This is a genomic window from Ezakiella massiliensis (genome assembly GCF_059862345.1).
Genome location: NZ_JCBCEO010000004.1, coordinates 43,272 through 69,993, shown reverse-complemented (window position 1 = coordinate 69,993; position 26,722 = coordinate 43,272). Strand labels below are relative to the sequence as shown.

Annotated in this window: 25 protein-coding genes, 1 pseudogene, 1 CRISPR repeat array and 1 riboswitch (1 of these 28 running past the window's edge); of the genes and pseudogenes, 19 read left to right on the top strand and 7 right to left on the bottom strand. The window is 39.2% G+C overall.

The genetic code is table 11. From position 1 onward, the window contains the following. A CRISPR array of direct repeats spans positions 1-478; the repeat unit is 36 nt; unit sequence GTTTGAGAGTTATGTAATTTCATATAGGACTAAAAC; it reaches 1,342 nt to the left of the window's first position. A gap of 85 nt (positions 479-563) precedes the next feature. Beyond that, the gene (locus AC6FXG_RS06285) at positions 564-1,187 is read left to right on the top strand and encodes a JAB domain-containing protein (RefSeq protein ID WP_500571997.1); all 624 of its coding nucleotides are present in this window, start codon (positions 564-566) and stop codon (positions 1,185-1,187) included. A 104-nt stretch (positions 1,188-1,291) separates the two neighbouring features. Here the strand turns inward: AC6FXG_RS06285 and AC6FXG_RS06280 are convergent, their stop codons facing one another. Beyond that, complete coding sequence (locus AC6FXG_RS06280) at positions 1,292-1,777, bottom strand: hypothetical protein (protein WP_500571996.1); 486 nt, start codon at positions 1,775-1,777, stop codon at positions 1,292-1,294. Between the two features lie 191 nt (positions 1,778-1,968). Here AC6FXG_RS06280 and AC6FXG_RS06275 point away from each other — a divergent pair, with 191 nt between their 5' ends. Then, positions 1,969-2,172, top strand: coding sequence for a DUF4177 domain-containing protein (locus tag AC6FXG_RS06275; RefSeq protein WP_500571995.1), 204 nt, complete (start codon positions 1,969-1,971; stop codon positions 2,170-2,172). Positions 2,173-2,308: 136 nt separating this feature from the next. Here AC6FXG_RS06275 and AC6FXG_RS06270 read toward each other — a convergent pair whose 3' ends face one another. Next, on the bottom strand, positions 2,309-3,031 hold the full coding sequence (locus AC6FXG_RS06270; protein WP_500571994.1) for a zinc-ribbon domain-containing protein: 723 nt from the start codon (positions 3,029-3,031) through the stop codon (positions 2,309-2,311). Between the two features lie 178 nt (positions 3,032-3,209). On the opposite strand from AC6FXG_RS06270, the gene AC6FXG_RS06265 reads away from it, so the two are divergent. Together AC6FXG_RS06265 and AC6FXG_RS06260 are read left to right on the top strand one after the other, a co-directional pair. Next, on the top strand, positions 3,210-4,511 hold the full coding sequence (locus AC6FXG_RS06265) for a DUF2254 domain-containing protein (RefSeq protein WP_500571993.1): 1,302 nt from the start codon (positions 3,210-3,212) through the stop codon (positions 4,509-4,511). 54 nt (positions 4,512-4,565) lie between these two features. Next, complete coding sequence (locus AC6FXG_RS06260) at positions 4,566-5,009, top strand: GNAT family N-acetyltransferase (RefSeq protein WP_500571992.1); 444 nt, start codon at positions 4,566-4,568, stop codon at positions 5,007-5,009. Positions 5,010-5,139: 130 nt separating this feature from the next. Here AC6FXG_RS06260 and AC6FXG_RS06255 read toward each other — a convergent pair whose 3' ends face one another. After that, a complete protein-coding gene (locus tag AC6FXG_RS06255) occupies positions 5,140-6,318 on the bottom strand; it encodes a cation:proton antiporter (RefSeq protein ID WP_500571991.1) in 1,179 nt (392 codons plus the stop codon). A gap of 11 nt (positions 6,319-6,329) precedes the next feature. Then, the gene (locus AC6FXG_RS06250) at positions 6,330-6,665 is read right to left on the bottom strand and encodes a hypothetical protein (protein WP_075574671.1); all 336 of its coding nucleotides are present in this window, start codon (positions 6,663-6,665) and stop codon (positions 6,330-6,332) included. Between the two features lie 149 nt (positions 6,666-6,814). On the opposite strand from AC6FXG_RS06250, the gene AC6FXG_RS06245 reads away from it, so the two are divergent. Continuing rightward, positions 6,815-7,135 (top strand): heavy metal-binding domain-containing protein, encoded by a 321-nt coding sequence (locus AC6FXG_RS06245; RefSeq protein WP_500571990.1) that lies wholly within the window; start codon positions 6,815-6,817, stop codon positions 7,133-7,135. A 578-nt stretch (positions 7,136-7,713) separates the two neighbouring features. On the opposite strand, the gene mnmA is transcribed toward AC6FXG_RS06245, so the two are convergent. Next, entirely contained in the window at positions 7,714-8,799 is a 1,086-nt protein-coding gene (mnmA, locus tag AC6FXG_RS06240; protein ID WP_500571989.1) for a tRNA 2-thiouridine(34) synthase MnmA, read from the bottom strand. Further along, a complete protein-coding gene (locus AC6FXG_RS06235; protein ID WP_500571988.1) occupies positions 8,796-9,863 on the bottom strand; it encodes a cysteine desulfurase family protein in 1,068 nt (355 codons plus the stop codon). The genes mnmA and AC6FXG_RS06235 overlap by 4 nt, the downstream gene beginning before the upstream one ends. Positions 9,864-9,987: 124 nt before the next feature. Between AC6FXG_RS06235 and tig the strand changes: the two genes are divergently transcribed. From tig to clpX, 3 genes are read left to right on the top strand one after another with little or no spacing between them, the layout of a single operon-like run. After that, positions 9,988-11,535, top strand: a complete 1,548-nt coding sequence (tig, locus tag AC6FXG_RS06230) for a trigger factor (protein WP_500571987.1) — start codon at positions 9,988-9,990, stop codon at positions 11,533-11,535. After that, positions 11,536-12,132, top strand: coding sequence for an ATP-dependent Clp endopeptidase proteolytic subunit ClpP (clpP, locus tag AC6FXG_RS06225; protein WP_075574676.1), 597 nt, complete (start codon positions 11,536-11,538; stop codon positions 12,130-12,132). Then, positions 12,122-13,345 carry an ATP-dependent Clp protease ATP-binding subunit ClpX gene (clpX, locus tag AC6FXG_RS06220; protein WP_500571986.1) on the top strand — a complete coding sequence of 408 codons (1,224 nt, stop codon included), beginning with the start codon at positions 12,122-12,124 and terminating at the stop codon, positions 13,343-13,345. The genes clpP and clpX overlap by 11 nt, the downstream gene beginning before the upstream one ends. Positions 13,346-13,627: 282 nt before the next feature. Here the strand turns inward: clpX and AC6FXG_RS06215 are convergent, their stop codons facing one another. Beyond that, complete coding sequence (locus tag AC6FXG_RS06215; RefSeq protein WP_500571985.1) at positions 13,628-14,572, bottom strand: folate family ECF transporter S component; 945 nt, start codon at positions 14,570-14,572, stop codon at positions 13,628-13,630. 39 nt (positions 14,573-14,611) lie between these two features. After that, a riboswitch (THF riboswitch) is annotated at positions 14,612-14,703 on the bottom strand. Positions 14,704-14,856: 153 nt separating this feature from the next. Between AC6FXG_RS06215 and ftsE the strand changes: the two are divergent. From ftsE to clpB, 11 genes and pseudogenes are all read left to right on the top strand, one after another. Beyond that, positions 14,857-15,516 (top strand): annotated as a pseudogene (gene ftsE / locus AC6FXG_RS06210) (cell division ATP-binding protein FtsE); the annotation flags it as partial. 220 nt (positions 15,517-15,736) lie between these two features. After that, the gene (ftsX, locus tag AC6FXG_RS06205) at positions 15,737-16,642 is read left to right on the top strand and encodes a permease-like cell division protein FtsX (RefSeq protein ID WP_500571984.1); all 906 of its coding nucleotides are present in this window, start codon (positions 15,737-15,739) and stop codon (positions 16,640-16,642) included. Next, positions 16,642-17,760, top strand: coding sequence for a murein hydrolase activator EnvC family protein (locus AC6FXG_RS06200; protein WP_500571983.1), 1,119 nt, complete (start codon positions 16,642-16,644; stop codon positions 17,758-17,760). Before ftsX ends, AC6FXG_RS06200 begins: the two co-directional genes overlap by 1 nt. Then, positions 17,760-18,986: a S41 family peptidase gene (locus tag AC6FXG_RS06195; RefSeq protein WP_500571982.1), complete on the top strand. Its 1,227-nt coding sequence runs from the start codon at positions 17,760-17,762 to the stop codon at positions 18,984-18,986. Before AC6FXG_RS06200 ends, AC6FXG_RS06195 begins: the two co-directional genes overlap by 1 nt. Beyond that, a complete protein-coding gene (locus AC6FXG_RS06190) occupies positions 18,986-19,219 on the top strand; it encodes a YdbC family protein (protein WP_500571981.1) in 234 nt (77 codons plus the stop codon). Before AC6FXG_RS06195 ends, AC6FXG_RS06190 begins: the two co-directional genes overlap by 1 nt. 151 nt (positions 19,220-19,370) lie before the next feature. Continuing rightward, positions 19,371-20,042 carry a class C sortase gene (locus tag AC6FXG_RS06185; protein WP_500571980.1) on the top strand — a complete coding sequence of 224 codons (672 nt, stop codon included), beginning with the start codon at positions 19,371-19,373 and terminating at the stop codon, positions 20,040-20,042. Positions 20,043-20,489: 447 nt separating this feature from the next. Beyond that, positions 20,490-20,702: a hypothetical protein gene (locus AC6FXG_RS06180; RefSeq protein ID WP_500571979.1), complete on the top strand. Its 213-nt coding sequence runs from the start codon at positions 20,490-20,492 to the stop codon at positions 20,700-20,702. 116 nt (positions 20,703-20,818) lie between these two features. After that, positions 20,819-21,574, top strand: a complete 756-nt coding sequence (locus tag AC6FXG_RS06175; protein WP_500571978.1) for a nitroreductase family protein — start codon at positions 20,819-20,821, stop codon at positions 21,572-21,574. An 87-nt stretch (positions 21,575-21,661) separates the two neighbouring features. After that, the gene (locus AC6FXG_RS06170; protein ID WP_500571977.1) at positions 21,662-23,002 is read left to right on the top strand and encodes a CAP and S-layer homology domain-containing protein; all 1,341 of its coding nucleotides are present in this window, start codon (positions 21,662-21,664) and stop codon (positions 23,000-23,002) included. Between the two features lie 206 nt (positions 23,003-23,208). After that, positions 23,209-24,108, top strand: coding sequence for a DnaJ domain-containing protein (locus tag AC6FXG_RS06165; RefSeq protein WP_500571976.1), 900 nt, complete (start codon positions 23,209-23,211; stop codon positions 24,106-24,108). A gap of 1 nt (position 24,109) precedes the next feature. Continuing rightward, positions 24,110-26,683 (top strand): ATP-dependent chaperone ClpB, encoded by a 2,574-nt coding sequence (clpB, locus tag AC6FXG_RS06160; protein WP_500571975.1) that lies wholly within the window; start codon positions 24,110-24,112, stop codon positions 26,681-26,683. The last annotated feature ends 39 nt before the right edge of the window (positions 26,684-26,722 follow it).

Below are 26,722 nucleotides of genomic sequence, written 5' to 3'. Positions count from 1 at the left end.
CATATAGGACTAAAACGAGGTATTGGTGAAGATGTTCAACCTGATCGTTTGAGAGTTATGTAATTTCATATAGGACTAAAACGGAATCATGACAGCGCTATGGCAAGAAATCGTTTGAGAGTTATGTAATTTCATATAGGACTAAAACCCGGGGCATCAATAGGAGCCTCTTGTATTTGTTTGAGAGTTATGTAATTTCATATAGGACTAAAACTTCGAAGTTGAAGTGGTAGGTTGGGGCGAAGTTTGAGAGTTATGTAATTTCATATAGGACTAAAACTGAAAGTGTTCCTTATTGGCAAGGTAGCGGGTTTGAGAGTTATGTAATTTCATATAGGACTAAAACACTTAAACCTGAGCTTTCGTCTTTGACTCTGTTTGAGAGTTATGTAATTTCATATAGGACTAAAACGGTTTGTCCGACGTGTGGGCAAGTGATAGAGTTTGAGAGTTATGTAATTTCATACAGGACTAAAATAAAGGAAAGCAAGAAGAAGCGTTTAATACAGTTTGATAGCTATGTATTTCACATTACATATTTACACAGCAAAAGGAGTTATTATATGCAAGAGTTTTTAGCGACAATTATTGGTGAAGAAGCGGCGGCTTTAATCGCGAGTGAGTTTAAGGGCGATTACACTGAGCTTTACCGCAAAGAAAAAGAAGAGTTGATGGAGATTGAAGGGATAGATGAAGCGACTGCTGATAAAATCAGAGCCGTTGTAGAATTTTCTGAAGATCTTTATACTAGGCAGGCCAAAGAGGATTTGATTACTATTAATGATGAGGAGAGCATGATCAAGTATGTAAATGCAAAGCTTTCTCACAAGCAGGAGGAGTTTTTTATGGTTTTAATCTTGGATAGCGGCTATCATTTTATTGGTGATGATGTTATTTCCAAGGGTGGAACGACTGGCACAACTTGCGCTCCCAAAGATGTTTTTAGGAAGGCTATAAAAATTGGCGGGAAAAATATTATACTTGTCCACAATCATCCAACTGGCGACCTTACTCCGTCTAAGGATGATGTCCTTGTGACTAGGAGGCTGGCAAAGTTAGGGTTATTCTTAGGAGTAGAAATTGCAGACCACTTGATAATTGGAAGAAATAAACACTATTCTATGCTCTACAATGGCCACCTGAATATACAGGATATATTAAAAGAAACTCAGGATATAACATTTTAAGATTAATAAGACCATAAAAATAAGAGTCGGTGTGTGAGCCGGCTCTTTTAATTTGCGTTTGTGATATTGTTTGTGCGAGATTGCGTTTGTGTAGTTTTATCCTTCTATCTGAAATGACTGCTTATGTAGTCTAGGAGATAGGAGTCTTTTCTTATATAGATATTTGCATTTTTAAAATAGGCGATGAGGGAGAATTCTAAGATGTAGAGGGCAAATGGCCCCACTATTATGGGGTCGCTGATAGGAGCTTGTGCCATTAGTCGAAGGGGAGAGAAAATATATTGGCCCATATATATTGTAAAGGCTTGCAAGATGTAAGCATCTCTGCTTATAAAAGTCCTGTGGTATAAGAACATTGAGAGAAACATATCCAAGATACCTGGTAGGTAGAGGAGGAATTGGACCAAAAAAACATATTCTACTATGCCTTCATAGCCATCATAATGCTTTGTTATCTCTCTGTTATAGGGATTAAAGGTTAATTCAAACAAGTAGTCTAGGTAATAAAAGGTGTAGTGGTTTAAAAATATAAAGGTCAGTGACCTTACGAGATTTGCATTTTCACTTAACTTTTTCTTCAAATTTTTCATAATCTCTATCTCTCCTTAAAGATATTATAGCATCTGCCTTTAATTTTTCAAATAAGCTTGGCGACTAATATAAAAGTTAAAGACGGTTGCGAGTTTGTAAAAAAATTATGGCTTTAGCTTGAAAAAGAATTTCATAGGAGTATAATTAATATGTTAGGTAAAACAATTTGATTTTGACTTAGGAGGTTATTATGGCAAGATATGAATTTGTGGATGTCCCAGTAAAGGGTGGACTCAAAGCAGGCAAGACAGACACTTTTGAAGAATGCAAGGAAATTGTTGCAAAGAAAGCTGAAGAAGGTTGGGAATTGGTGCAAGTTCTCCCAGTTGGAAATGAAAAGTCTGGCGTGGGTTCATTAGTTCATTACACAATTATTTTTAAAGTCGAAAAATAATTTACTTAAAAATATAATCTTAATTTTAACCACTCATTGCGAGGGGCTTTTTATTGGAGTTTGCAAAGCTTTGGAAAAACAATGGCAAACAAAAAAAGCTGTTAGATTTTTTCTAACAGCTTTTTTCTTTTGTAGTTTAATAATAATAATTATTATAAGTCAATTCCTTATTAATTCCTCTGTTCAAGAAAAATGATAGGATAGTGGCTACTGCGACGGAAATTAGTATATAGCCCATTATTCCCCAAATTGGTCTGCTTCCTATACCTAGTAAGGTGGCTACGCCTGCGATAATAAATAAAAAGGCGTTTAAGGTGAGGACTTTTTTCATATTTTTTGGATTGCCCAGGCTAGATATTGAGTAGATTGATAGGGAAATTAATAGGGCAGAAAAGAGATAGGCAAGAAATCCTGCATATCTATATTCTTTGGAATCTATCAATATGTCTGCAATTTCTTGGGCACCTATGCCTAGGGATTTATCGATTAGGCCGGCTGCACTTTCTATAAGTTCATCATCAATTAGATTTAATTCAGGAGCTAATATAGAAGCGGCTCCTTTTATTTGACGAATGGATTCAGCTTGTTTGTTTATGTTAAAGCTCATCCTGCCAAGCTGTATGAAATATAGGCTGGCAATAATTAATAGGACGGAGAACACCCTATAAGCAAAAGCATAATTTCTTGCTTTTAAAAAGTTGCCTTGCCCTCTTTGTCTTTGGTATGTTGTTTGATTATATCCTTGATTATAGCTTTGGTTGTAGCTTTGATTATATGCTTGGCTTTCTACACGACAGCCACATTTTACGCAGAAATTTTGTCCTTCCTGTAATTGGTTTCCACAATTTTTACAATACATAAGATACCTCCTATTTAATATGTTAATACAATTATAGCATATTTATGTATAAAATCAATGTAAATAATGCAAAAGATATTAACAATAATTGGATATTTTTTACTTGTCTTTGTTTTGCCAAATTTTATTTTTTGCGGTATAATTGTTTTATAGAAAATATTTTAAAGAGGGATTTGTTATGCTTACAAAGATTAAGATGAAGATTGCAAAGAATAGGAATATGCTAAATATTACTATTTTTACTTTTATATCGTTTTTACTTTTGATTGTGTCGTATTTTATCGACTACCGGGGTTTTGAGTTTAGGGAGTTTGTGCCCGACCAGCTAATGCTATCCAAGGATGTGTCGACGACATTTCTAACGACTTTGGCTGGTGTATTTTTGACGGTTACGACCTTTACTTTGACGACGATCTTGAGTATTTTAAATCAGTACGCCAATTCATTTACGCCCAGGGCCATGCAAAAGTTTATCGACAAGCCCTATGTGCTCAGCCTCTTTGGAATATTCATTGGAGGATTTTTCTATTCGATTTTTTCTCTTTTGATGATTCAAAATGTGCCGGACAAGGTCAAGGTTATATCAGGCAGCATTGGGATTTTGTACGCCATGGCGTCGATGATTTATTTTATTTTGTTTGTAAAGACGGTTTTAAAATCGATCAAGGCCAGGGATGTTATAGAAGATATTTATGACCGGGCTTTGAAGTGCGTTAAGGATGATGCGTCTTTGGATGAGACTGTTTCAACAGATTTTTCTCTGGAGGAATATGACCAGGACATTACGAGAATTTACGCCAAGGACTCTGGCTACTTGTATGCAATTGATGATGACAAGCTTGCCAAGATTTTAAAGGAAGGCCAGCTATCGCTGATAATCAACTACAAGGTGGGAGATTATCTGGTCCGCGGTATGAATGTGGCCAATTTAAATATTGATATCAGAGAGGCCGAGTATGACAAGGCGGACGATCTTGCAGAGAAGATTTCATCTTGCTTTATCTATAGTGAGTCGCCAAATGACACCGACGATTACAGGCACGAGGTCAAAAACCTGGTTGAAATTGCTCTGAGGGCTATTAGTCCTGGGATCAACGATCCCAATACTGCTATTATATGTATTAGAAAAATTTCTATGCTTTTGTCGGTTCTTTTTTCCCACAAGTCCAATTACAAGGTCAAGATGGTGGACGATTCGTCAAAGATTATCTACAAGGAATTCACCGTTCACGATGAGCTTTACTTTAATTTTTACCAGCTAATTCATTACGGCAAGGAGGACCCCAGCGTTGCTAGGAATATTTTAAATGGCCTCAATCTGATCTTTATGCATTCAAGTCAAAATTCAGCCCAAGAGGTCAAGAAGTTTTACGATGAAGCCTATGAGATTTTTATGGACTCAATGGCAAGCGATATGGATAAAAATCACTTGAAATCTTTGAAGGAAAATTTTTACCAGCTGACTGATAATTTGGATTAATTTATATTTTGAAGGCTTCAGTTTTGTGAAGCCTTTTATTTTTGAGGAGGGCCTATGGAAATACGGATTGTGGATGAGGATATAAGGCTGATTCCATATTATAAAAATAATGACGTGGCAATAAGATGGTACCAGGACAAGGACGTCTGCAAGCAGGTGGACGACATTGATTTTGTCTATGACCTTGACCGATTAAATAAAATGTATGATTATTTGTCCAGCCACGGTGAGGTCTATTATATCGAATACAAGTCGGTGCTTGTGGGTGATGTGTCGCTAAAAGATGACGGGGAGATTGCAATTGTAATCTCAAAAGAAAACCAGAACCAGGGTATAGGCAGGCGGGTTATTAAAAATATTTTGGACCTTGCCAAGGCCAAGGACATGGGTGAGGTGCGGGCCTCTATTTATCCTTTTAACAAGCAGAGCCAGAGGGTTTTTACCCTTGTGGGCTTTGAAAAAATTGGCGAGGAAGATTATATTTATAAATTAAATTGACGGCAAAAAATAAGCGTGAGATTTTTTTCTCACGCTTTTGCTTTTGTATTTTATATTTGCAAATATTTTTGAAATTCTTTTTGCGTTTGATATTGCAAGTACTTTTGCAAATTGACTTACAAAATGAATTTTATTTGTCGCTTGCAATGCAGCCGGATTTTTTGAGGGCGTATTTTGCAACGAGGGGTCCTGTGAGCTCGTAAATAATTGTTGCACCCAAAACTACTGTGCGGATTTGTGCACCGTGTGGGTCTGGAATTATTTGTGAGGCGATCAGGCTAAGACCGATTGCAACACCTGCTTGTGGAGCAAGGGTGAGACCAAGGTATTTGGATACGTGGCCTGGGAAGCCTGTGGCCTTTGTGGAAAAATATGCACCTGAAATCTTACCGATAAGTCTTGCAATTACATAGGCGATTCCGAGTACGCCAACTGTCTTGAGGTCGGCGAGATTAAGATCGGCGCCGCTCAAAACGAAAAAGGCAACAAAGATTGGTGGGGTAACTGTGTTTATAAGTTCCAGATATTTTCTGTTGACCCTGCCAAAGTTTGAAATTATGATGCCCATGGTCATAAGTGTCAAAAGTGATGATAGATTTAGGGCAAAGGCCGCTGCTGTAATACCAAATATCATGGCGAGAGTAAAGGTTAGATTTTCTTCATTGTTTCTAACTTTTTTGCTGAGGAGTATATAGACGATACCACCTGCAAGGCCGATTATAATTGCAAGGGCAATTTCCATTAGTGGTTTTAAGAGCATGGTATTCATGCTAAGGGCGCCACCTGATAGCATAGCTGTTGCGATTGATGATGCAACGCCAAAGGCCATGATGCAAACTGCGTCGTCAAGGGCTACAACCGGGATCAAAACATCTACCAAATCGCCTTTGGCTTGGTATTGTCTGATGACCATAAGTGTAGCTGCAGGCGCTGTTGCAGAAGCGATACTACCGAGGGTAATGGCAAAGGCAACATCAGTTTTAAAGATCAAGAGCATGGCTAGAGTTACAACCAGCATGCCGCCCAAGGCTTCACAAAAAGTGACCAAGATAATTTTTGATCCGATTTTTTTGATTTGTTTTAGATTCATTTCGCTGCCGACTGAAAAGGCAATGAAGCTAAGGGCGACTTGGCTGACGATTTCCATTTGTTTGACGCCATCTGCAGGAATGAGTCCGATAACAGATGGACCTATGAGTATGCCTGCGATTAAGTAACCAGTTACATCTGGGAATTTTAATTTGCCCAAAAGACGGGCGACAATTAATCCTGACAAGAGCAGGATTGATAAATAAAGTATTGGTTCCATCTATTTGCCACCTACTTAGTCAAGCCTTCAAAGGAGTCTACATCCACGGTAAACATGATGCCGACATTTTCCTTGCCTAGGTTTCCAACAACTTTTCTAACACAGTTCTTGGCGTCTTCAAGATGTTGTCCTTCTGCAATCAAAAAGATGGTCTTGTTGTATGGCCTGCCTTGGTTTAAAAAGAGCCTAAAATAATTCATGCCAAGCTCAGGTGCTTGTTCAGCTTGAGAGGCTGCAAGTCCTTCGCTTTCAAGGATGGTTCCTCCAGTTACGCCTGCCGAGGCAAATTCTTTTAAAAGTTCGTTAAAGTGTTCTTCGTGATTAATAACTATAAATAATGCTTTCACTGTTCATTTCCTCCTGGATAATAATATACTCCTATTGTTTGATTTTTGCAAGTTTTTTGGCCAGGGGAATTTGTTTTGGCCAGATTATATTTTTGTAAAATATTTAAAAATAAAAAATTGTGGTATATATGTATCAAGAGGTGAAAATTATGATTATTACAACTACAAATAATATTGAAGGCAGGGAAGTTGCCGAATACTTGGACATTGTTTTTGGAGAGGTTGTTAGCGGTGTTGATTTTATAAGAGATATCGGCGCGGGCTTAAGAGATTTTTTTGGCGGCAGGTCTGCAGGTTATGAAGATGAACTTTTAAAGGCAAGAGAAGAAGCTATAACTGAATTAAAAGTTAGGGCAAAAAATATGGGAGCCGATGCAGTTATCGGTTGCAAGATGGACTACGAAGTCTTGGGTGCAAACGGGTCTATGCTCATGGTCACAGTTTCCGGAACCGCAGTAAGATTAAGATAATATTTAAAGATGAGGCGAGCGACGGCTCGCCTTTTTTTATGTAAAATTTCGCGTGAGATTTGTGGTTAATTTTGCGATATTCTCGTGAAAAAAATTTTAGTCCTCGATGTACACTTGAGTACACCTGCGTCCTAAAAAATTTATTTCACTTCGAAGCCCTAGCCCAAGAGACAAGTCCGCAAGGACGCTGTCGATTGGCTAGCAGGTCTCGTGTCAGAAATTCCCAAGAGAACGAGTGTAACGATGTTCGATTGGTGAATTTTACGGCCCTCATCGAAATTCCCTCACAAATCGTGCAATAAATTAAGTGACTGCAAACTTCTTTCTCCAATAAGGAAAAATTCAGCGAAGCGTGTAGGGTCCACTTTCAGCCCTGCCCAAGAGACAAGTCCGCGAGGACGCCGTCGATTGGTATGCAGTGACTCACGCAACCTCTTGTTCAATCGTTGGACCGAAGGGAAGAACGATTGAGGACAAGAGTCTGAGGAGAATGTGGACCGAATTTTTCCTTTATATAACAAAACAATGCACAAAAAAAGTGACCGTGTGGCCACTTATTTTTTTAAATTACTATTTTTTTATAATTGTAATCTCAAATCGTCCCTGTAGACTTCGTCAATGACGGCGCTGCCTATACATACATCTCCGTCGTAGAGGACGGCTTGTTGGCCGGGGGTTACGCTCTTTACATGGTCGTAGGTGATTTCGATTTTATCATTATCGAGGAAATGCACATGGCAGGGGTTGTCCTTTTGACGGTAACGAAATTTTGCCACGCAGTCTCGGTCGACCTTATCAAAATCTTTGACTGGGCTTGAAAAACCAGATGCGATTAGTCGATTGGAAAATAAAAGTGGATTATCTTCGCCTTGGCAAATTATAAGTTCATTGGTCTTAATATTTTTGCCGCAGACAAACCATGGCTCGCCAGGTCCACCAATGCCCAGGCCCTTTCTTTGGCCTATGGTGTGAAACATAAGTCCTGAGTGCTGTCCCATAACTTTGCCTTCAGTCGTTACGATATTTCCTGGATTTGCTTTTAGAAATTGCGATAAGAATTCGTCGAAATTTCTTTCGCCTATAAAGCAAATGCCAGTTGAGTCCTTGCGGTCGGCGTTTGGCAAATCGTATTCGTGGGCAATGGAGCGCACTTCTTTTTTGGTCAGCTCGCCCACTGGAAAGAGGACATCTTTGATCTGGTCATTTGAAAGTGCAGATAAAAAATACGATTGGTCCTTATTTGTATCCACGCCACGTAAAAGGAGGGCGTTACCCTTTTCGTCCCTGCCAATCCGTGCGTAGTGGCCGGTTGCCACATAGTCTGCGCCGAGCTTTAAGGCGTAGTCTAAAAAGGCCTTGAATTTTATTTCCTTGTTGCACATGATGTCTGGATTTGGAGTGCGGCCCTTGGCATATTCGTCAAGAAAATACGAGAAGACTCTGTCCTTGTATTCTTTTTCAAAATTTACAGAATAATATGGGATGTCAATTTTTTCTGCAACTTTTACGGCGTCCTTGTAATCGATTTCGGCCGTGCAATTTTCGTCGTCGTCCTCCCAGTTTTTCATAAATATTCCGCTAACATCATAGCCTTGTTCTTTTAAAAGTAGGGCGGCTACCGCTGAGTCAACGCCTCCCGATAGGCCCACTATAACTTTTTTCATTTTATATCACCCAGTACTTTCATAAGTTTGTCTATGTCTTCAAAGGTATTTTTGTAGCCGAAGCTAAATCTGATGGAGTGTTCGGCCCGATCTTCACTGTAGGTATTTGTAATCACGTGCGATGGCAGGTGGCTGCCTGATTTGCAGGCAGAGCCGGATGATACGCAAATGCCATGCATATCCAAATAAGTTAGTAAAAAATCCGTCTCAAAGTCTTTGAAGTATATATTTAAAATGTGATCTGTCTGCGAATTTAAATCTCCATTTACCTGGTAATTTATATTTGATTTTGATATTTTCTTTAAGAAATATTCTTTGAGGGATTTTATATAGGCCCTGTCCTTTACCATATACTCATAAGCCCTGGCACAGGAGTAAGCCCCTATGGTATTGCCCGTGCCACCACGCAGGCCCTGCTCTTGGTCGCCGGCTTTAATGAGTGGAGCAAAATCTCTATTGGCAAATAAAATACCAAAATTTTTGCTGGCTCCCAGTTTGTGGGCAGAGATTGACAGGGAAGTGCACTTGATCTTTTCCACATCAATATCAATATGGCCGTAAGCTTGGACTGCATCCACGTGAAGCCAAATGTCAGGGCGGTTTTCGGCTAGCCAAGCCCCCAATTCATCGACTGGCTGGATGGTTCCCAACTCGTTGTTTACATATTGGACTGAAATTAATTTTGTATTATCAGAAATTTTTTCAACAATATCTTCCAAGTTAAAGATGCCCGACTGGTCGACTTTTACAAGGGAAGTTTTTTCGCTAATATTATTTATAATTGACGAGTGCTCGATATTTGTGGTCAAAATTTCACTATCATAAAAGGATTTTAAAATCGTATTGTTGCCTTCGCTGGCACCAGAGTTAAAATAAATATAAGTCGGATCCGCATTTAAAGACCTTGCTATATCTGCACGAGCCTCCTCTAAAATTTTTCTAGACGACCGCCCATAGGCGTGGGTGGATTCGGTGTTGCCATCAAAATCGCCCAAGTGTTTAAAAATATATTCAAAAATTTCTTCTCTAAAGAGAGATGTAGCTGCATAATCAAAATAAATCATAGGTTAATTATAACATAAAATGCAAAAAACGTTAAGACTTGTAAGATTTGGGTAGCTATTATAATAGGTTGAAAAACTCATATATTTTGTGATATACTACTTATAATATTGAAAGGAGATAGCTATGAGTGTAAAAGTTATTGAAAAGAAAGATAATAAGGTAGTTTTTGAATGGCAACTACCATGGGATGAATTTAAACAATACGAACAAAAAGCATACTTAAAAGATAGAGGACACTTTAAAGTTGACGGCTTTAGAAAGGGCAAAGCACCTAAGCACATGATCGAAAACTATTATGGCAAGGGAATTTTTGCTGAAGAAGCTATCAACATGGCAATTAACGAAAATTATGAATCTGTTGTTAAAGAATTAGACATCAATGCAATTGGTTATCCAGACATTGACATTGAAAAATTAGAAGACGGCAAGGCTGTTGTAATGAAAGTTGAAACAGAAGTCATGCCTGAAATCGAATTTGAAGAATTCAAAAAGCTTGAAATTCCACTAATCGAAGAAGAAGTTACAGACGAAACTGTTGACGCTTACCTAGAAGACGAAAGAAACAAAAACCAAAGAGAAATCATCGTTGACGACAGGGCAGCCAAAAAAGGCGACCAAGTTATAATCGACTTCAAGGGTTTCTTGGGCGACGAAGCTTTCCCAGGTGGCGAAGGCGAAGATACAGAACTCGTTTTGGGCAGTGGCCAATTTATTCCTGGCTTTGAAGACCAAATCGTTGGCAAGAAGATCGACGAAGAATTTGACGTCGTAGTTACTTTCCCTGAAAACTATCACGCAAGTGAACTCGCAGGCAAAGAAGCTACATTTAAGACCAAGCTAAAGGGCATTTCAGAATTTGAATTACCTGAACTAAACGATGACTTTGCAAGCGAAATTTCAGAATTCGACACACTTGATGAATTCAAGGCTGATATTAGAAAGAATTTGGAAGAACAACTCAAGGAAGCAATTGCAATTAGAGAAGAAAATGCAGCAGTAGACGCCTTGGTAGAAAAGGCTGACTTTGTTGTGCCAGAAGCTATAATTCAGGACCAACAACACAAGGAACTTGACGAATATAAGTACAGGCTCCAACAACAAGGTCTTGACTTCAATATGTTCCTCCAATATACAGGACAAAAAGAAGAAGACATCTTCAACCAATTAAAAGAAGTTGCAGAAAGACGCGCAAGGGCTAACATGACTCTGGCTGCTTATGCAAAGAAATTGGGCTACGAAGTTACAGATGAAGATCGTGAAACAGCTATCAAGGAAGCAGCTTCAGGCTTTGGCATGGAAGCAGATAAGTTCTATGAAATGGCCAAGTCACACGACATTACCTTTATGGACCAAGGAATTACCAACAAAAAAGTTGTTGAACACTTGATGACAATTGTTGACAGGGTCAAAGTTGAAGAAGAAAAAGAAGAGAAGAAAGAAAAGAAAGCTCCTAAGAAAGCTACAAAAAAATCCGAAGATAAGGATGAAAAGAAAGAAGCTAAAAAGGCTCCAGCTAAGAAGGTAGCTAAAAAAGACAAAGAAGAAGCTGAAGATAAAAAAGCAAAGAAAGCTCCAGCAAAAAAAGAAGATAAAAAAGACGAAGATAAAAAAGCTAAAGCTAAAAAGGAAAGCAAAAAAGCTGAAGCTAAAGAAGAAGGAGACGATAAATAGATGGCTCTAGTTCCTATGGTTATAGAAAACACGGGCAGGGGCGAAAGGTCTTACGATATTTTTTCCAGACTTTTGAAGGAAAGAATTGTATTCGTAACAGGTGAGGTCAACGATGTAATGGCTGACCTAGTAGTTGCTCAGCTCTTGTTTTTGGAAGCAGAAGATCCAAGCAAAGACATTCAATTATATATAAATTCACCTGGCGGACAGGTTACAAGTGGAATGGCGATTTTGGATACCATGCGCCATATCAAGCCAGATGTAAGCACAATTTGCATGGGCATGGCTGCAAGTATGGGAGCACTTTTACTCACCGCTGGCACCAAGGGAAAGAGATATGCCCTGCCAAATGCAGACGTGATGATCCACCAACCACTCGGTGGCAGCCAAGGTCAAGCTGAAGATATCAGAATTCAAGCAGAAAAAATTCTCGAAACCAGGGAAAGAATTAACAATATCTTGGTTGAATGCACAGGTCAAGATATGGAAACCATCCAACGCGACACTGACAGAGACAAGTATATGACTGCTGAAGAAGCTAAAGAATACGGACTTATAGACAAGGTTTTATATCCAGAGGTAAAAGGTGGCAAATAAAGAACACTGCTCATTTTGCGGCAGGACCCCTGATGAAGTAAATTTTTTCATAAATGGCATTGACGGATCTATTTGTGATGACTGCATCAGATACTGCCAAGATATGATCAATAGCGAAAGAAATTTCTATAAGGGAATAAAAAACGATCCAATATTACTGACACCAAAGCAAATCAAAGAGCGGTTGGATGAGTATGTAATTGGCCAAGAGGAAGCTAAAAAAGTTTTGTCAGTGGCCATGTACAACCACTACAAGCGTGTCTTTAGGCAAGTGGAATCAGAGGTTGAACTGGACAAGAGCAATGTGCTTTTGCTGGGACCAACAGGTTCTGGTAAGACTTTACTTGCCAAGGCCATTGCGACTATACTTGAAGTGCCATTTGCAATTGCGGATGCGACAACCTTAACTGAGGCTGGCTATGTTGGAGAAGACGTCGAAAATGTAATTTTAAAACTCCTGCAAGCGGCAGATTTTAATATAGAAGCTGCAGAGCGGGGGATAATTTACATCGATGAAATCGACAAGATTGCTCGTAAGAGTGAAAATGTAAGCATAACTCGTGACGTAAGTGGCGAGGGAGTCCAACAAGCTCTTTTAAAAATAGTTGAAGGCAATGTTTGCTCAGTCCCCATGCAAGGCGGTCGCAAGCATCCACAACAAGAGATGATTCAAGTGGATACAACAAATATCCTCTTTATAGTTGGCGGGGCCTTTGACGGATTGGAATCCATTATTGAAAAGCGTTTGGGCAAAAATGTGATCGGTTTTAACCAAGAACATGAGGCCAAAAAAGATAGGAAGACTGGCGAGCTCTTTGAACTCATGGAAGCCCATGACCTGGTTAAGTTTGGTTTGATACCAGAACTTGTCGGTAGGCTGCCAGTTCACGTTTCTTTAAATGACTTGGACGAGGCGTCTTTAATTAGGATTTTAACTGAACCAAAGAACGCTCTTGTCAGCCAATACCAAGAGCTCTTTAGACTGGACGGCTGCGATTTGGAATTTACCGAACGTGCCCTGAAAGCCATTGCCAAAGAAGCCATTGCTCGCGAAACTGGAGCAAGGGGCCTGAGGTCTATTATGGAAAAGGTAATGCTGCCATATATGTATGAATTCCCAGACAAAGAGGATGTAAAGCATTTGCTCATTGACTATAAAAACAATAAATTTGTAGAAAAAATAGAGTACTCTACGGATTCAGAAGACAAATAAAATTAAGCTCCAGGCTTTAAAGGCCTAGAGCTTTTTTCTTTGAAAAATATTTGTTGGGGAGTAAAACACTAAGAGGTATTGTACTGCCTCTTCTATTTGCAAATTATTTGCGAGAATTTTTCTGCAAAAATATTTTTGATTATATCTGATAAAATATTTACAAGAAAATTTTGGATTTTTAATTTAGCCTGCACTTGTTATTATTAATTCTAATAATAAGCACAATTTGATTTTTCCAATAAAAAATCCCAAGCCCGGATGACGATTGGCTTGGGATAAAATTTAAACTTCTTCTCTTGTTTCTTTTACTTTTGTAAAATCGATTTGTGTTTCCACAACCTTTTGTGTGTTCATATACAAGAATGCGTATAGAGGAACGTGCCACAATTGTCTGAGCGCTGCAGCTGATGCTGTGGCAACAAATGGATGAGCAAATAGCATTTGCCTAAAGAGTGGAACCAGTATAACTGATGTTATAAATTGACCAAGGGCAAAGGCCATTAATACATACCAGAAATTGTGTTTTAACTTGCTATTTTCTCCAGGTAATACATGGATAATAAAAGCTGGAATCGCACCTGTAAGTGCACTTGTTAGGATAAATAGTGGGTTAAAAGCATTTGCAGATGGTCTTACCAAAAAGGCGATTACGTCTGTGATGCCGCCAATGATAAATCCAGAAATAGGTCCTAGTGCCATACCTGAATAGATGATTGGGAAGCCACCAAAGCTTAGTGGGCCAACACGAAGTGAGTTAACTGCAACGCCAAGTGCGATAAACATTCCAAAATAGGTAATTTTTCTGGCACCTGTGTGAGAGTTTTCGTGCTTGTAGTTGGCAAGTTTTAGATAGATGTACCTGCCCAAGAATGCTAGTGCAATAGCTCCAAGTACATATAAAATCATATACTTGTTTAAGTTTGCCATGTGTGCATCAAACTCAGCTTGTTTTTGTGCAATTTTTTCTGGTGACCATTTCTTACCGATCTTTAGGGTAACATTTGCTGCCCTGTAAAGGATACCAGCAAGGATTGCTCCTCCAGAAACCACCCCTCCAACGCAAGCTCCATTTAGAGCCCCGTGGATTGTTGCCAAAAATAGCGCTCCACAGATTCCCATATAGAGGGGATTAGTTGTGTTTACAACTAAATAAAAACCTGCAATCGCAAATACTATTGCTGCGATTATGTTGGCAGGTTTTGTGTTGAACTTTAATAATTTTTTCATATAAAACCTCCTTAATAACAGAAAAGGAAGCTATTTAAATATAGCGAACGCGATGTATAAGCCGCGGACTATCCTTCGTTTTAGAGCTACGTCCCATCTCTAAACACTTTACGCTTTACACCTACTCTGTTATTACTTTTAGTATACTATTAATGAATATGAATGTCAAGGAGATCTGTTTTATTAAAGCTATCTTTGTGCTATAATTTACCTAGCAAAGATTTTTTTAAATTTGAATTATAGAATTTAATCGTGTATAATAACCTTTAGAATAGGAGAAGAATATGATTGTCTTAGAGAATATTACTAAAGAATACGAGAAGGGGATTGCTGCTTTAGACGATGTTAGTCTAAAGATAGACGATGGCGAATTCGTTTATCTAATGGGCCACTCGGGGGCAGGTAAATCCACTTTGACCAGATTACTTTTAAAAGAAATCGAACCAACAGAAGGCAAAATTCTTTTAAATGGTAAGGATATAACATATGTGTCTAGACGTCGAGTCCCTTATATCAGAAGATATATTGGTACTATATTTCAAGACTTTAGAATTTTGGAGCAAAAGACAGTTTATGAAAACGTGGCCTTTGCTCTGGAAATTTTGGGTGTAAAGAGAAAGGAAATCAGACGGAGGGTTCCTATTATTTTGAGCTTGGTTGGTCTTAGTGACAAGGCGAAAAATTTTCCAAACGAACTTTCTGGCGGTGAAAAACAAAGGGTTGCAATTGCAAGGGCCATTATAAATGAACCCCATATTTTGATTGCAGACGAACCTACCGGGAACTTGGACTTTGAAACCAGTCTTGAAATCATGCAAGTCTTAACAGATATCAATAATCGTGGGACGACAATTTTGATGGCAACCCACGCCAAAGATATTGTAAAGCTCTTGCCCCACAGGGTGGTTGTCTTAAAAGATGGAAAAGTCGTAACAGATACGGCAAACGAAGGCGAAGAGGTTAGCGACATCGACAAGCACGATGTGGATTACGGTAACCAAAAAATTTGCGAAATTGATGAGCTTACTGATGAAGACAAGGCTGATTTAAAAGAAGAAGTTTTTTCCAGGACTATAGAAGAAAACGCCGAATCAAAAGCTCCAGAAGAAGAGCTTGAAGAAGATATGGCCAAGGCTGAAGTGGAAATGATAGACGAGGTGGAAGATGAAATTTAGAGTTTTTGCAAATATGATCAAGCAAGGCTTCCAAGGTCTAAACCGCAACAGGTCTATGGGTATGGTAAGCATTGTATCAATCGCAATAGTCCTTGTAATACTTGGCTTAATGTTAATAATGGTTTTGTCAATCAATCAATTGGTAATGGATACCAACAAAAAGATGGACCAAATTGATATATTTATAGAAGATAAGTTTGATGTGCCCGATATAGAAGCTATGGCAGATCAGATATCAGCTATTGGTGGCATAAAAAAAATCAGGTTTAAGTCACCAGCAGAGGGCTTAAAAGAACTCAAGAGTTCCTGGGGCGAAAACGCTTGGCTCTTAGATGAGTACGAAGACGAAGAAAAAAATCCGATTCCAAAGTCTTTTGAGATCAGGGTCAACAATATCGAAGACGCTGAGGCAGTTGCAAAAAAACTGGGCAAGATGGACGGAGTTTGGAAGGTCAATTACTTTTCTAAGGAAATCGAGCAGATGCTTGCAATTTCAAGATACATTCAAATTGGCGGAATTTTTATGGTTGGCTTTTTGAGTTTGGTTTCAATATTCTTGATGTCAAACACCATTAGGCTGGCGGTAAATTCCAGACGGACAGAAATTTCCATTATGAAATGGGTTGGGGCAACAGATGCTTACATCAAGGGACCATTTTTTATCGAAGGTGTCCTTATGGGCTTTATTGGGTCCTTGATTGCATTTTTAATCGTGGCCTTTGGCTATAGGTATTTTTACCTGGAGGCCATTAACAATGTAACCGGTCTCCTGTCATCGGCAATAGTACCGCCAAGCTTTTTCTATAGCGATATGGCAGTTATATTTGCCACCTTGGGCATTGGCATTGCAGCCCTTGGCTCACTCATTTCCTTGAAGAGATTTTTGAGGGTATAATGAAAAAGAAAATTTGTATACTTTTGGCAATCCTACTTGCATTTTCATCTGTAAATTTATTTGCAGATGATGTTGAGACTTTGAAGAAGCGAAATGCAGAGATCAAAGAAAAATTAAAGGCAAGCAAGGAAAAGCAAAAAGAGAATAAAGAAGCAATAAAAAACGAAAGCGTAAACTTGGCCCAGCTAAATCGAAATGTTCAAATTCAAGAGGCTAAGCTAAATGACCTCTATGAAAGAATCGAAGGGCTCTTGGGCAATATAAATAACACCACCCAGGAAATCACTCAGATGGAAGCAAATATCGAACAGAAAAACGAAATGTTTGCCAAAAGGATTCGCGCCATGTATGTAATGGGTGATGTAAATTATCTGTCTGTCCTCTTAAATTCAAAGGACGTCCACGAGGCTCTGACCAATACTTCCATGATGCAGATGCTTTTGGAATCGGACAAGAGACTTATAAAGGAAATTTCCGATGCCAAGCTGGAGCTTGAAAGAAAAAAAGACCAGCTAGAAGATGATAAGAGGGCTTTGGATGATGAAAAGGAAAAAGAAGAACAGATAAAGGCTCAAGCTGAGGCTGCAGTTGCACAAAAAAATGCTTATATAGCTCAACTGAAAAATAATGACGCTGCCTTTGAAAGAGAGCAAAAAGAATTGGAAAAAGACAGTCAAAGAGTGGCGTCCCTTATTCAAGCAGCTCAGCAATACCAAGGGGGATCTTACACAGGAGGCAGACTTGGTTGGCCCCTGCCTGGTTACACAAGGATTTCCAGTCCTTTTGGCTACAGGATGCTTTATGGACGCAAGAACTTTCACACGGGCACAGATATACCAGCTCCAACTGGGACAACTATTATTGCAGCTGAAGAGGGTCGAGTTACCCATGCAGGTTGGCTGGGTTCATATGGACAGCTGGTTGTAATTTCTCACGGAAATGGAATTTCAACAGCATATGCCCACTGCTCAAGCATAAATGTGGGCGTAGGACAAGTTGTAAGCAAGGGACAGGCTATTGCTCGAGTAGGAAGCACGGGCAATTCCACGGGACCTCACTTGCACTTCGAAGTCAGGGTAAATGGAAAGGCTCAAAACGCAATGGGATGGGTGAGATAATGAAAAATGTAAAAAGAATTTTATTAATAATAGGCATAGTGCTTGCAATGTTTGGCTCCTATATTTTTGGAGTAAATAGCGCAAGTGATTTAAACGATTATTCAATAGGCAATGAAAGCTCGACTGATGGAGACATCGCCAAGCTAATGGACAAGCAAACAGAAAAAACTTTAAATGAAATAGTAAATACAATTCAAGAAAATTACTATAAGGATATTACAGACGATGAGTTAAACGAAGGAATCCTTCGTGGCGTTGTAGAAAGTTTGGGCGACCCATATTCGGTTTATATGAACCAAGAAGAATATAAAAAGTTTATGGAAAGCTCTGATGGAGAATACGTTGGCGTTGGCTTAGTTGTATCTCCTGGCAAGGATGGCTATATAACTGTTGTGTCTCCTGTAAAGGGGAGCCCAGCGGAAAAGGCTGGCATCAAAACAGACGACAAGATTTTAAAAGTAAACGGCCAAGAGTATTCAGCCGATAAAATGTCCGACGCTGTTAGCGTTATGCGTGGCAAGGAAGGCGAAAAAGTAACTCTAACAATCGGCAGAAATGAGAAGAATGGCTTTGTCGAAAAAGATTACGATATAATTAGAAAGAAAATTAAATTAGAAACCGTATTTGGTGAAATGCTGGATGACAAGATCGGTTATATTGGCATAACTGAGTTTGATAAACCAACGTACACAGATTTTGTAGCCCAATATAAAAAGTTGAAAAAAGACGGAATGAAATCTTTGATTTTAGACTTGCGTGGCAACCCAGGCGGACTTTTGGACGTCTGTGCTGACCTAGCTGATTTCTTCCTAGACGAAGGAACTATAGTCTACACCAAGTATAAAGACGGAGAAAAAGATTATTATTATTCAGACGCTCAAAAAGAAGACATACCTATGGTCGTTCTTGTAAACGGCGGATCTGCAAGTGCCAGTGAAATCGTAAGTGGTGCCCTCCAAGACAGGGGACGCGCAAAAATTATCGGCACACAAACTTTTGGTAAGGGCATAGTTCAAAGAATTTTTGATCTTAATAGCGGCCAAGCTTTAAAGGTAACAGTTAGCGAATACTTTACACCAAACGACAAAAATATCCACGGCATTGGCATCGAACCAGATATTATTGTTGAACTTGATGAAGATGTAGAAGGCATCGGCACTGATTATTTGGACGAAGACCTACAATTGCAAAAGGCGATTGAAGTTTTAAAGAAAGGAAATAAATAATGGCAGAATTTAAATATGAAGTATTAAATGAACTCGGAGTTTTTGCTGAGGCAAAAAACGGTTGGACCAAGGAAATCAATATTATTTCTTGGAATGAAGGACCAGGGAAAATTGATATTAGAACCTGGAATCCTGACCACTCCAGAATGGGTAAGGGCATCTCCTTATCAAAAGAAGAATTCCTCGCCCTCAAAGGACTTATGAACGAAATCGACGAAAGCGATTTGGACTAGTCCTCATAAAAACAAAATATAAATTCAAGCGATATGAATCCATATCGCTTTTTTATTTGGCAAAAATTTATAAATGATAATTAATAGGCTGATAAGGGTAAAAAAGAATATATACTAGGAAAAACTTGAAAGGTGAAAAGAAATAAATTTTATGAAGAGGAAAAACAATAGAGGAAAATTTTATATAATTATAGGTCTGATATTTATCATTGCGGGCCTGTCTTTTATCGGCTACCAAAAGTACAGGTTGGCCCAGAGAAATAAGGCGGCCAAGGATTTGGAAGAGCGGATGCAGGCGAAGGCCAGTGAAAATAAAAAGCTAGATGTTATTGGTTTTAATAAGGATGAGTCAAAGGATGAGACAACAGACACTGAAATTGTTGACGAAGGCGACACGGACCTTTTGGACAAGGAGGATGCCCTGGCTGTTATTAGGATTGATAAGCTGGATATACTCCTCCCCATTTATCCGTCAACTAGGGAGAAATATTTGATGGATGGGGTTGGCATAATCGAAACGACCGACAAGCCGGTGAGCGAATCCGGGACGACCTGTGCCCTTGCTGGCCACCGCGGTGGTTATAACGAAGAGGATTCTTTTCTCCACATAGATAAGTTGGAGGATGGCGACGAGATTAAAATTACAACCGCTGAAGAAGTTCTGACTTACAAGGTTTATGAGAAGGAAATTATAAAACCTGATGACTGGTCCAAGTTTAATCGCGAGGAGGACAAGACCAAGCTGGTCCTCATGACCTGCCATCCATATCCTTATGATTATGAGAGACTTCTAGTCAAGGCCTATTTGGTTGAAAATGAATAAAATTTGAAAGTCCGTGAGTTTTTGCTCACGGATCTTTATTGTCCAAGAGAGCGAGTGATTACGATGCTAATCGGTCCGTAGAGGCTAACTTTATGTTAGCCAAAACCGATTGGCATACGCTCACGCAACTTGTTGTTCACGAAGAAAAAAATCTAGCGAAGCGTGTAGGGTCCACTTGCAGCCCTGCCCAAGAGGTCAATTTCCTGTAGAGGCGATCCTTTATGGTCGCCAAGAAATTGACCGATTGGTATGCAGTGACTCATGTAATCTCTTGTTCAAGAAAAAAATTCTGTAGCGTCCGATTGCAGCCACGCCCAAGAGACGAGCCTCGAAATTTTATTGTAGCGGCCGATTTATTTCGGACAAAAAATTGACCGATTGGCAAGAGTCTCAAGGAGAAAATTTTGTTTTATTTTTGGGTATAAAATTTCTAGAAGGGAGAATTTTATGGGATTATTTGGAGAGAGAAAAACAAAGGAAGAAAAAATACAGGATTTTATTGGCCGCTATCAATTGCAAGATTTGGATAAAAAAGATATTGAAGCCTTGTATAAGTTGAGGCAGAGTAACTATTTGCAAGCAGTAATTGAGCAAAATTTTATCATAATAAGAGAGCTAAGAGAAATCAACAAAAATCTAGAAGATTTAAAAAATAAATAAGAATATGAAAGCAGCTAAAGCACTTGCAAAAAATGCAGGTGTTTTTTGTTTTCACTTTAATGGGTAATATTAAAATAAGTGGAGAGTTTATTTTGTAAAGATAAGGAGAGATTATTATGAACGACATGATTAAAAAACAATTGGCCCACAGGACCATAAGGGCTTGGAAGGATAAAAAAGTTTCGGATGCAGACCTGGAAGTTTTTAAGGAAGTTATCCAAAGGACAGCGACCTCAACTGGCATGCAAACTTACTCTGTAATTCGCGTAGTAGACGCAGACAAGAAAAAGGCTATTTCAGATATTACGACTCAAAGCTATGTGGGGACTGCACCTGAATTATTTATTTTTATTGTAGACGCCTATAGGAATGCGCAGATTGCCAAAGAGCTGACTGGCGATGACTTTGCAAACGCAGGAGACATGGAGAGATTTTTCCAAGGCTTTACCGATGCTTGCCTGGCTGCACAAAATTTGACCAACGCCATTGAATCCATGGACATGGGAGCAGTTTACTTGGGATCTATTTTAAATGATGTGCCAAAGCTAATTGAAATTTTAGACTTACCTAAATACACTTTCCCAGTTCTAGGTCTCGCCTTTGGCTATCCTGACCAAGATCCAATGCTAAAACCACGCATGAATATGGATTTAAGATTTTTTGAAGACGGCTACAAGAAATTTGACAATATGCTTGACGAGATTGCAGATTATGATAAGGAAATGCAAAATTATTATGACACAAGGCAGGCGGACAAGCCGCTGGATTCTTTCTCCAAGCAAGTTGTAGCCAGACTTGAAAACACAAGTGAAAAAAGACAAAAAATGGTCCAATATATCAAGGACCAAGGTTTTGATTTAAAACTCGATTAAAATTTAGCCCTTTTAAGAGGGCTTTTTTCTTGAAATAAAATAGCAATATGCTATAATAAAGTTAATATAAAACTAAAGGAGGTTCTTGTGAATATAAAATCATTTTTTAAATTTATTGCATTTTTTTCACTTGTAGGTCTTTGTGTATTCGCCTTTAGCCCAGAGTTAGAGGCTTTTACTGACGTGGATTCGACCACAAAAAATGTTGACGCAATTATGGACTTGTACAATCGCGGAATTATAAATGGCTATGATGACGGCACTTTTAAGCCAGAAAATTCCATTACTCGTGGCGAAGTTGCCGTCATGATTTCCAAGGCTTTTGATTACGATGATACAACCGCCCTTACTAACTTTTTGGACGTGCCTGCCGATGCATGGCTTCATCCTTATGTAATGAGGGTTGCTAATGCCAGTGTAATGGGTAGCGTGGGCTCCGATAATTTTGGCCCTATGCAAAATATTACTTACGATGAGATTTTGAAAATTGCAATTTCGATTATGGGTAAGGATGACTTGGCCAAGCTAATGGGTGGTTGGCCAAATGGTTATTCGCACACTGCCCAGGCCATGGGACTTGCTGATTTAAAAATCTACGGCTCCAACAATGCTAGCCGGGCTGATGTTTGTCAGGTTATTAGCAATGTTTTTAAATACGATTCCTATAAAGATATTAAAGTTGGTTCTGAAAAAATTGAAATTGGCATGGATACAAATCTTTTGCCTAGACCAGATGAAACGGCACCTTCAACTTGGAAGGGTACAGACTGGTGGTTTTATAATACCAGTAATTACGAAAATTTCTATGCCCTTTTGGTAAAGGACAATTATGTTTTTGGGCTGGCGGCTATTGGTTCTGGCTTTGAATTTAATGGAAAGAGGGCCGGCGATTATGCAAATGACAACCATGGAGTGGTTCCCTTTGACGTTTTTTATGAAGACAAAAATGATGGAGACAGGGTCCACGGCATGTACACTTATTTCTTGTTGGTGAATAACGAAAAGCAGTATCAAGATTTATCTGGCCAAGACAGGGCCATCTACCATTTTACAAATGCCTTTAGGGTTTATCATGGCAAGGCTCCTTTAGAATGGGATGATAGGTTAGCAACAGCAGCCCGCCTCCACTGCGAAGATATGGGAAAAAATAATTATTTTAACCACACAAGCCTGGATGGCAGAAGTCCAAGCGACCGGGTTAAGGCTCAGGGTGTTTCCTATGGGGCCGGAGAAAATATTTCGGCTGGTTATGCAGGGGCCTTTGAAGCCTACAATGGCTGGGTTAATTCTGAGGGCCACAGAGACAATATGTTAAATGATAGTTATCAGACCCTGGGAGTTGGGTCAGCTTATGTTAATTCAGGTAGCTATCAGACTTTCTTTACGCAAAACTTCTCATTCTCCGATAGAAGGGGTTATTGGGACTAAAAAATATTTGCCTGCAGGAAAATTCTTGCAGGTTTTTTATTGCTTGGAAGAAAATTAAATTAATTTTAAAATTTTTCTGTAATTTTTTCAATAATTAGAGCCTGCAAGAAATTTTAAAAAGAAAATATAAATTGTTTAAAAGCGTGTGGGCTGGGTATAATAATTGTAGGTCAAGAAAGGTCAAAGACGAAAAAGGAAGTGAATTTATGGAGTATAAAGATTATTATAAAATTTTAGGCGTGGATAAGAATGCCACAGCTGATGAAATAAAATCCAGCTTTAGAAAGCTGGCAAAAAAATATCATCCGGATTTAAATCCGGACAATGCGGAAGCAGAACAAAAATTTAAGGAGATTAACGAGGCTTACGAAGTTTTAAGCGACGAAAAGAAGCGTAAAACTTACGATCGTTTTGGTACGACAAATAATTTTACCGGCGGACAAAACTTTGATCCAAATGCTTACGGCTACAGTGGCTTTAGTGGATCGGGCAATGCAGACTTCAGCGATTTCTTTAATATGTTCTTTGGCGGCGGAGGCGGCTCAAGGACTTATACATCCTCTGGCTCTGGCTTTGGTTTTGAAGACTTGTTTGGCGGCGGCAGGCGGTCAAGTCGGGGTCCACAAAATTATGAGATGGACCTGGACGTCACCCTTTATGAGGCCATGACTGGGACGACTAAGAGACTCAGCCTAGATGTTGGTGGTCAAGTTAAAAATATCGAAGTAAAGGTTCCACGCGGCATAACCGATGGCAAAAAAATTCGTGTCCGCGGCAGCAAGTGGGGCATAGACAAGGATATTTTATTTAAAGTTAAGGTAAATCCTTATCCTTATGAGCTGAAGGGCTTGGATATTTACGAGGATATTGAACTCTATCCGTGGGAAGCTTATTTTGGAGTAGAAAAAGAAATTGATATTTTGGGAACCAAGATTAAATTAAAGACTCCGCCTAATATGCAAACTGGAAAAAAGATTAAGCTAAAGGGCAAGGGTTTTGTTGATTTAAAGAAAAACACGGGCGACTTTTACGCCGTAGTAAATATTGTAAATCCGACTAATCTTTCCAAAGAAAAGGAGGATTTGTTAAGAAAGTTGGGTGAATAAGATGAATATGAACGACAAGATGACTATTAAAACCATCGAGGCCATTAATAAATCCGTTGAATATCAAAAGGAATATAAAAATCCTGAAATTTCGACCTGGCATTTGCTTTTGGCAATGTTAAATGGCGACTCGGTGGTAAATTTAATTTTTAATAAACTGGATGTAGACGCAAAAGCTTTGGAGGCAGATGTCAAGGCGGAGATTATGAAACTCCCACAGGCTTCAGAGGTTAACGCCTACATGTCAAAAGAGATGTCAGATGTTTTGGGTCAGGCCGACAATATCAGATCGGACTTTAGGGATTCCTATTTGAGCCTGGAACATATTTTGCTGGCGATGGTTGAAAAATCTCCAGACATAAAAAAGATTTTAAATAAATATAATGTAGATAAAAATAAGATTTTGGAGGTGCTTATGGATATTAGAGGAAATCAAAATATAAATACAGATAATCCTGAATCAACCATGGATGCCCTTCAAAGATTTGGCAGAGATCTGGTTGAAGAGGCAAAATCCGGTAAGATGGATCCTGTAATTGGCCGTGATGATGAGATTAGAGACGTAATTAGAATCCTTTCAAGAAGGACCAAGAACAATCCTGTTTTAATTGGCGAACCCGGCGTAGGTAAAACTGCAATTATCGAAGGGCTTGCCCAAAGAATTGTTAAAAACGACGTGCCAACAGGTTTGAGGGATAAGACAATTTATGAGCTCGATATGGGGGCCCTCATTGCAGGGGCCAAGTATCGGGGCGAATTTGAAGAAAGATTAAAGACCGTTTTAAATGAAGTTGAAAAATCAGACGGCCAAATTATTTTATTTGTGGACGAAATCCACACTATAGTTGGCGCTGGCAAGACCGAAGGGTCCATGGATGCCGGCAATATGTTAAAGCCGCTCCTGGCTCGTGGTCAGCTCCACATGATTGGCGCCACGACTTTGGATGAGTACAGGCAATATATAGAAAAAGATCCAGCCCTTGAAAGGCGTTTCCAAAAAGTTTACGTTGGCGAGCCGACGGTTGAAGATACGATTTCAATTTTAAGGGGAATCAAGGAAAAATATGAAGTCCACCACGGGATTAGAATTTCAGACGGGGCAGTAATTGCAGCTGCCACAATGAGCAACCGCTATATAACGGACAGGTTTTTACCGGACAAGGCCATCGACCTAATGGACGAGGCCTGCGCCATGGTTAGGACACAAATTGATTCGAGCCCGGTGGAAATTGATGAGCTGGAAAGAAAAATTTTGCAATTGGAAATCGAAGCTCAAGCTTTGAAAAAAGAAACAGACGACAAGAGCAAGAAGCGTCTTGAAATTTTGGAAGGTGAGTTGAAGGCTGACAAGGAAAAACACCAAGTCCTAAGAGACAAGTGGGAAGCAGAGAAGGCTGAGATTGAAAAGTCCAAAGAGCTTAAGGCCAAGATCGACCAAGTCAAAACTGAAATCGAACGCGAAGAAAGAAATTATAATCTAGAAAAGATTTCAGAGTTAAAATATGGTGAACTCCCAAGACTTGAACAAGAGTTAAAGGAATTAAATGAAAAAGAATCCGGTGACCTTATGCTCAATGTCGAAGTCACTGAAAACGAAATTGCAAAAGTTGTAAACGAATGGACAGGTATACCTGTTAGCAAGCTTTCGCAAACCGACAAGGATAAGCTTTTGAACTTAGGTGACGAACTCCACAAGAGGGTTATCGGTCAAGACAAGGCAGTAGATGCAATTGTTGATGCAATTTTAAGGTCGCGGGCAGGATTGCAAAATCAAAATCGTCCTGTGGGTTCTTTTATCTTCCTCGGTCCAACTGGTGTTGGTAAGACGGAACTCTCAAAGGCCCTTACAGAATATCTTTTTGATGATGAAAAGAATATGGTCCGTATCGATATGAGTGAGTATATGGAAAAGTTTTCAGTATCTCGTCTAATTGGTGCGCCTCCAGGATATGTTGGCTACGAAGAAGGCGGCCAACTCACAGAGGCTGTTCGCAGGAGACCATACTCAGTAGTTTTGTTTGACGAAATTGAAAAGGCCCATCCGGATGTTTTCAATCTGCTCTTGCAAGTTCTTGACGACGGCAGGTTAACTGATAACCGTGGCCGGGTGGTCGACTTTACCAATACGATTTTGATTATGACTTCAAATATTGGGTCCAGATATTTGCTAGACGGCATTGACGCAAACGGCGAAATTTCAAAAGAAGCCGAAGACCAAGTAAACGATGCTCTAAAAGCTTCCTTTAGGCCAGAGTTTTTAAACAGAATTGACGACATTGTAATGTTTAAGCCACTTACAAGAGACAATATGAAGGCCATCATTGACCTTGAGCTTGCAAATATCAATTTACGTCTAAAGGACAGGAACATTACACTTGAAATTACAGATGCATGTGAAGATTTCATTATTGAATCTGCCTACGACCCAGCTTATGGGGCAAGGCCGATCAAGAGATTTATGAATCAAAATCTGGAATCCGCACTTGCTAAGGCCATTATCAAGGGCGACATCTTGGAAAACACCAAGGTTGTAATCGATGTAGAAAATGATGAATTAAAATTCATCAGCAAATAAAATTTAAAATTTTTAATTGATGAGAGGAGATTTTTATCT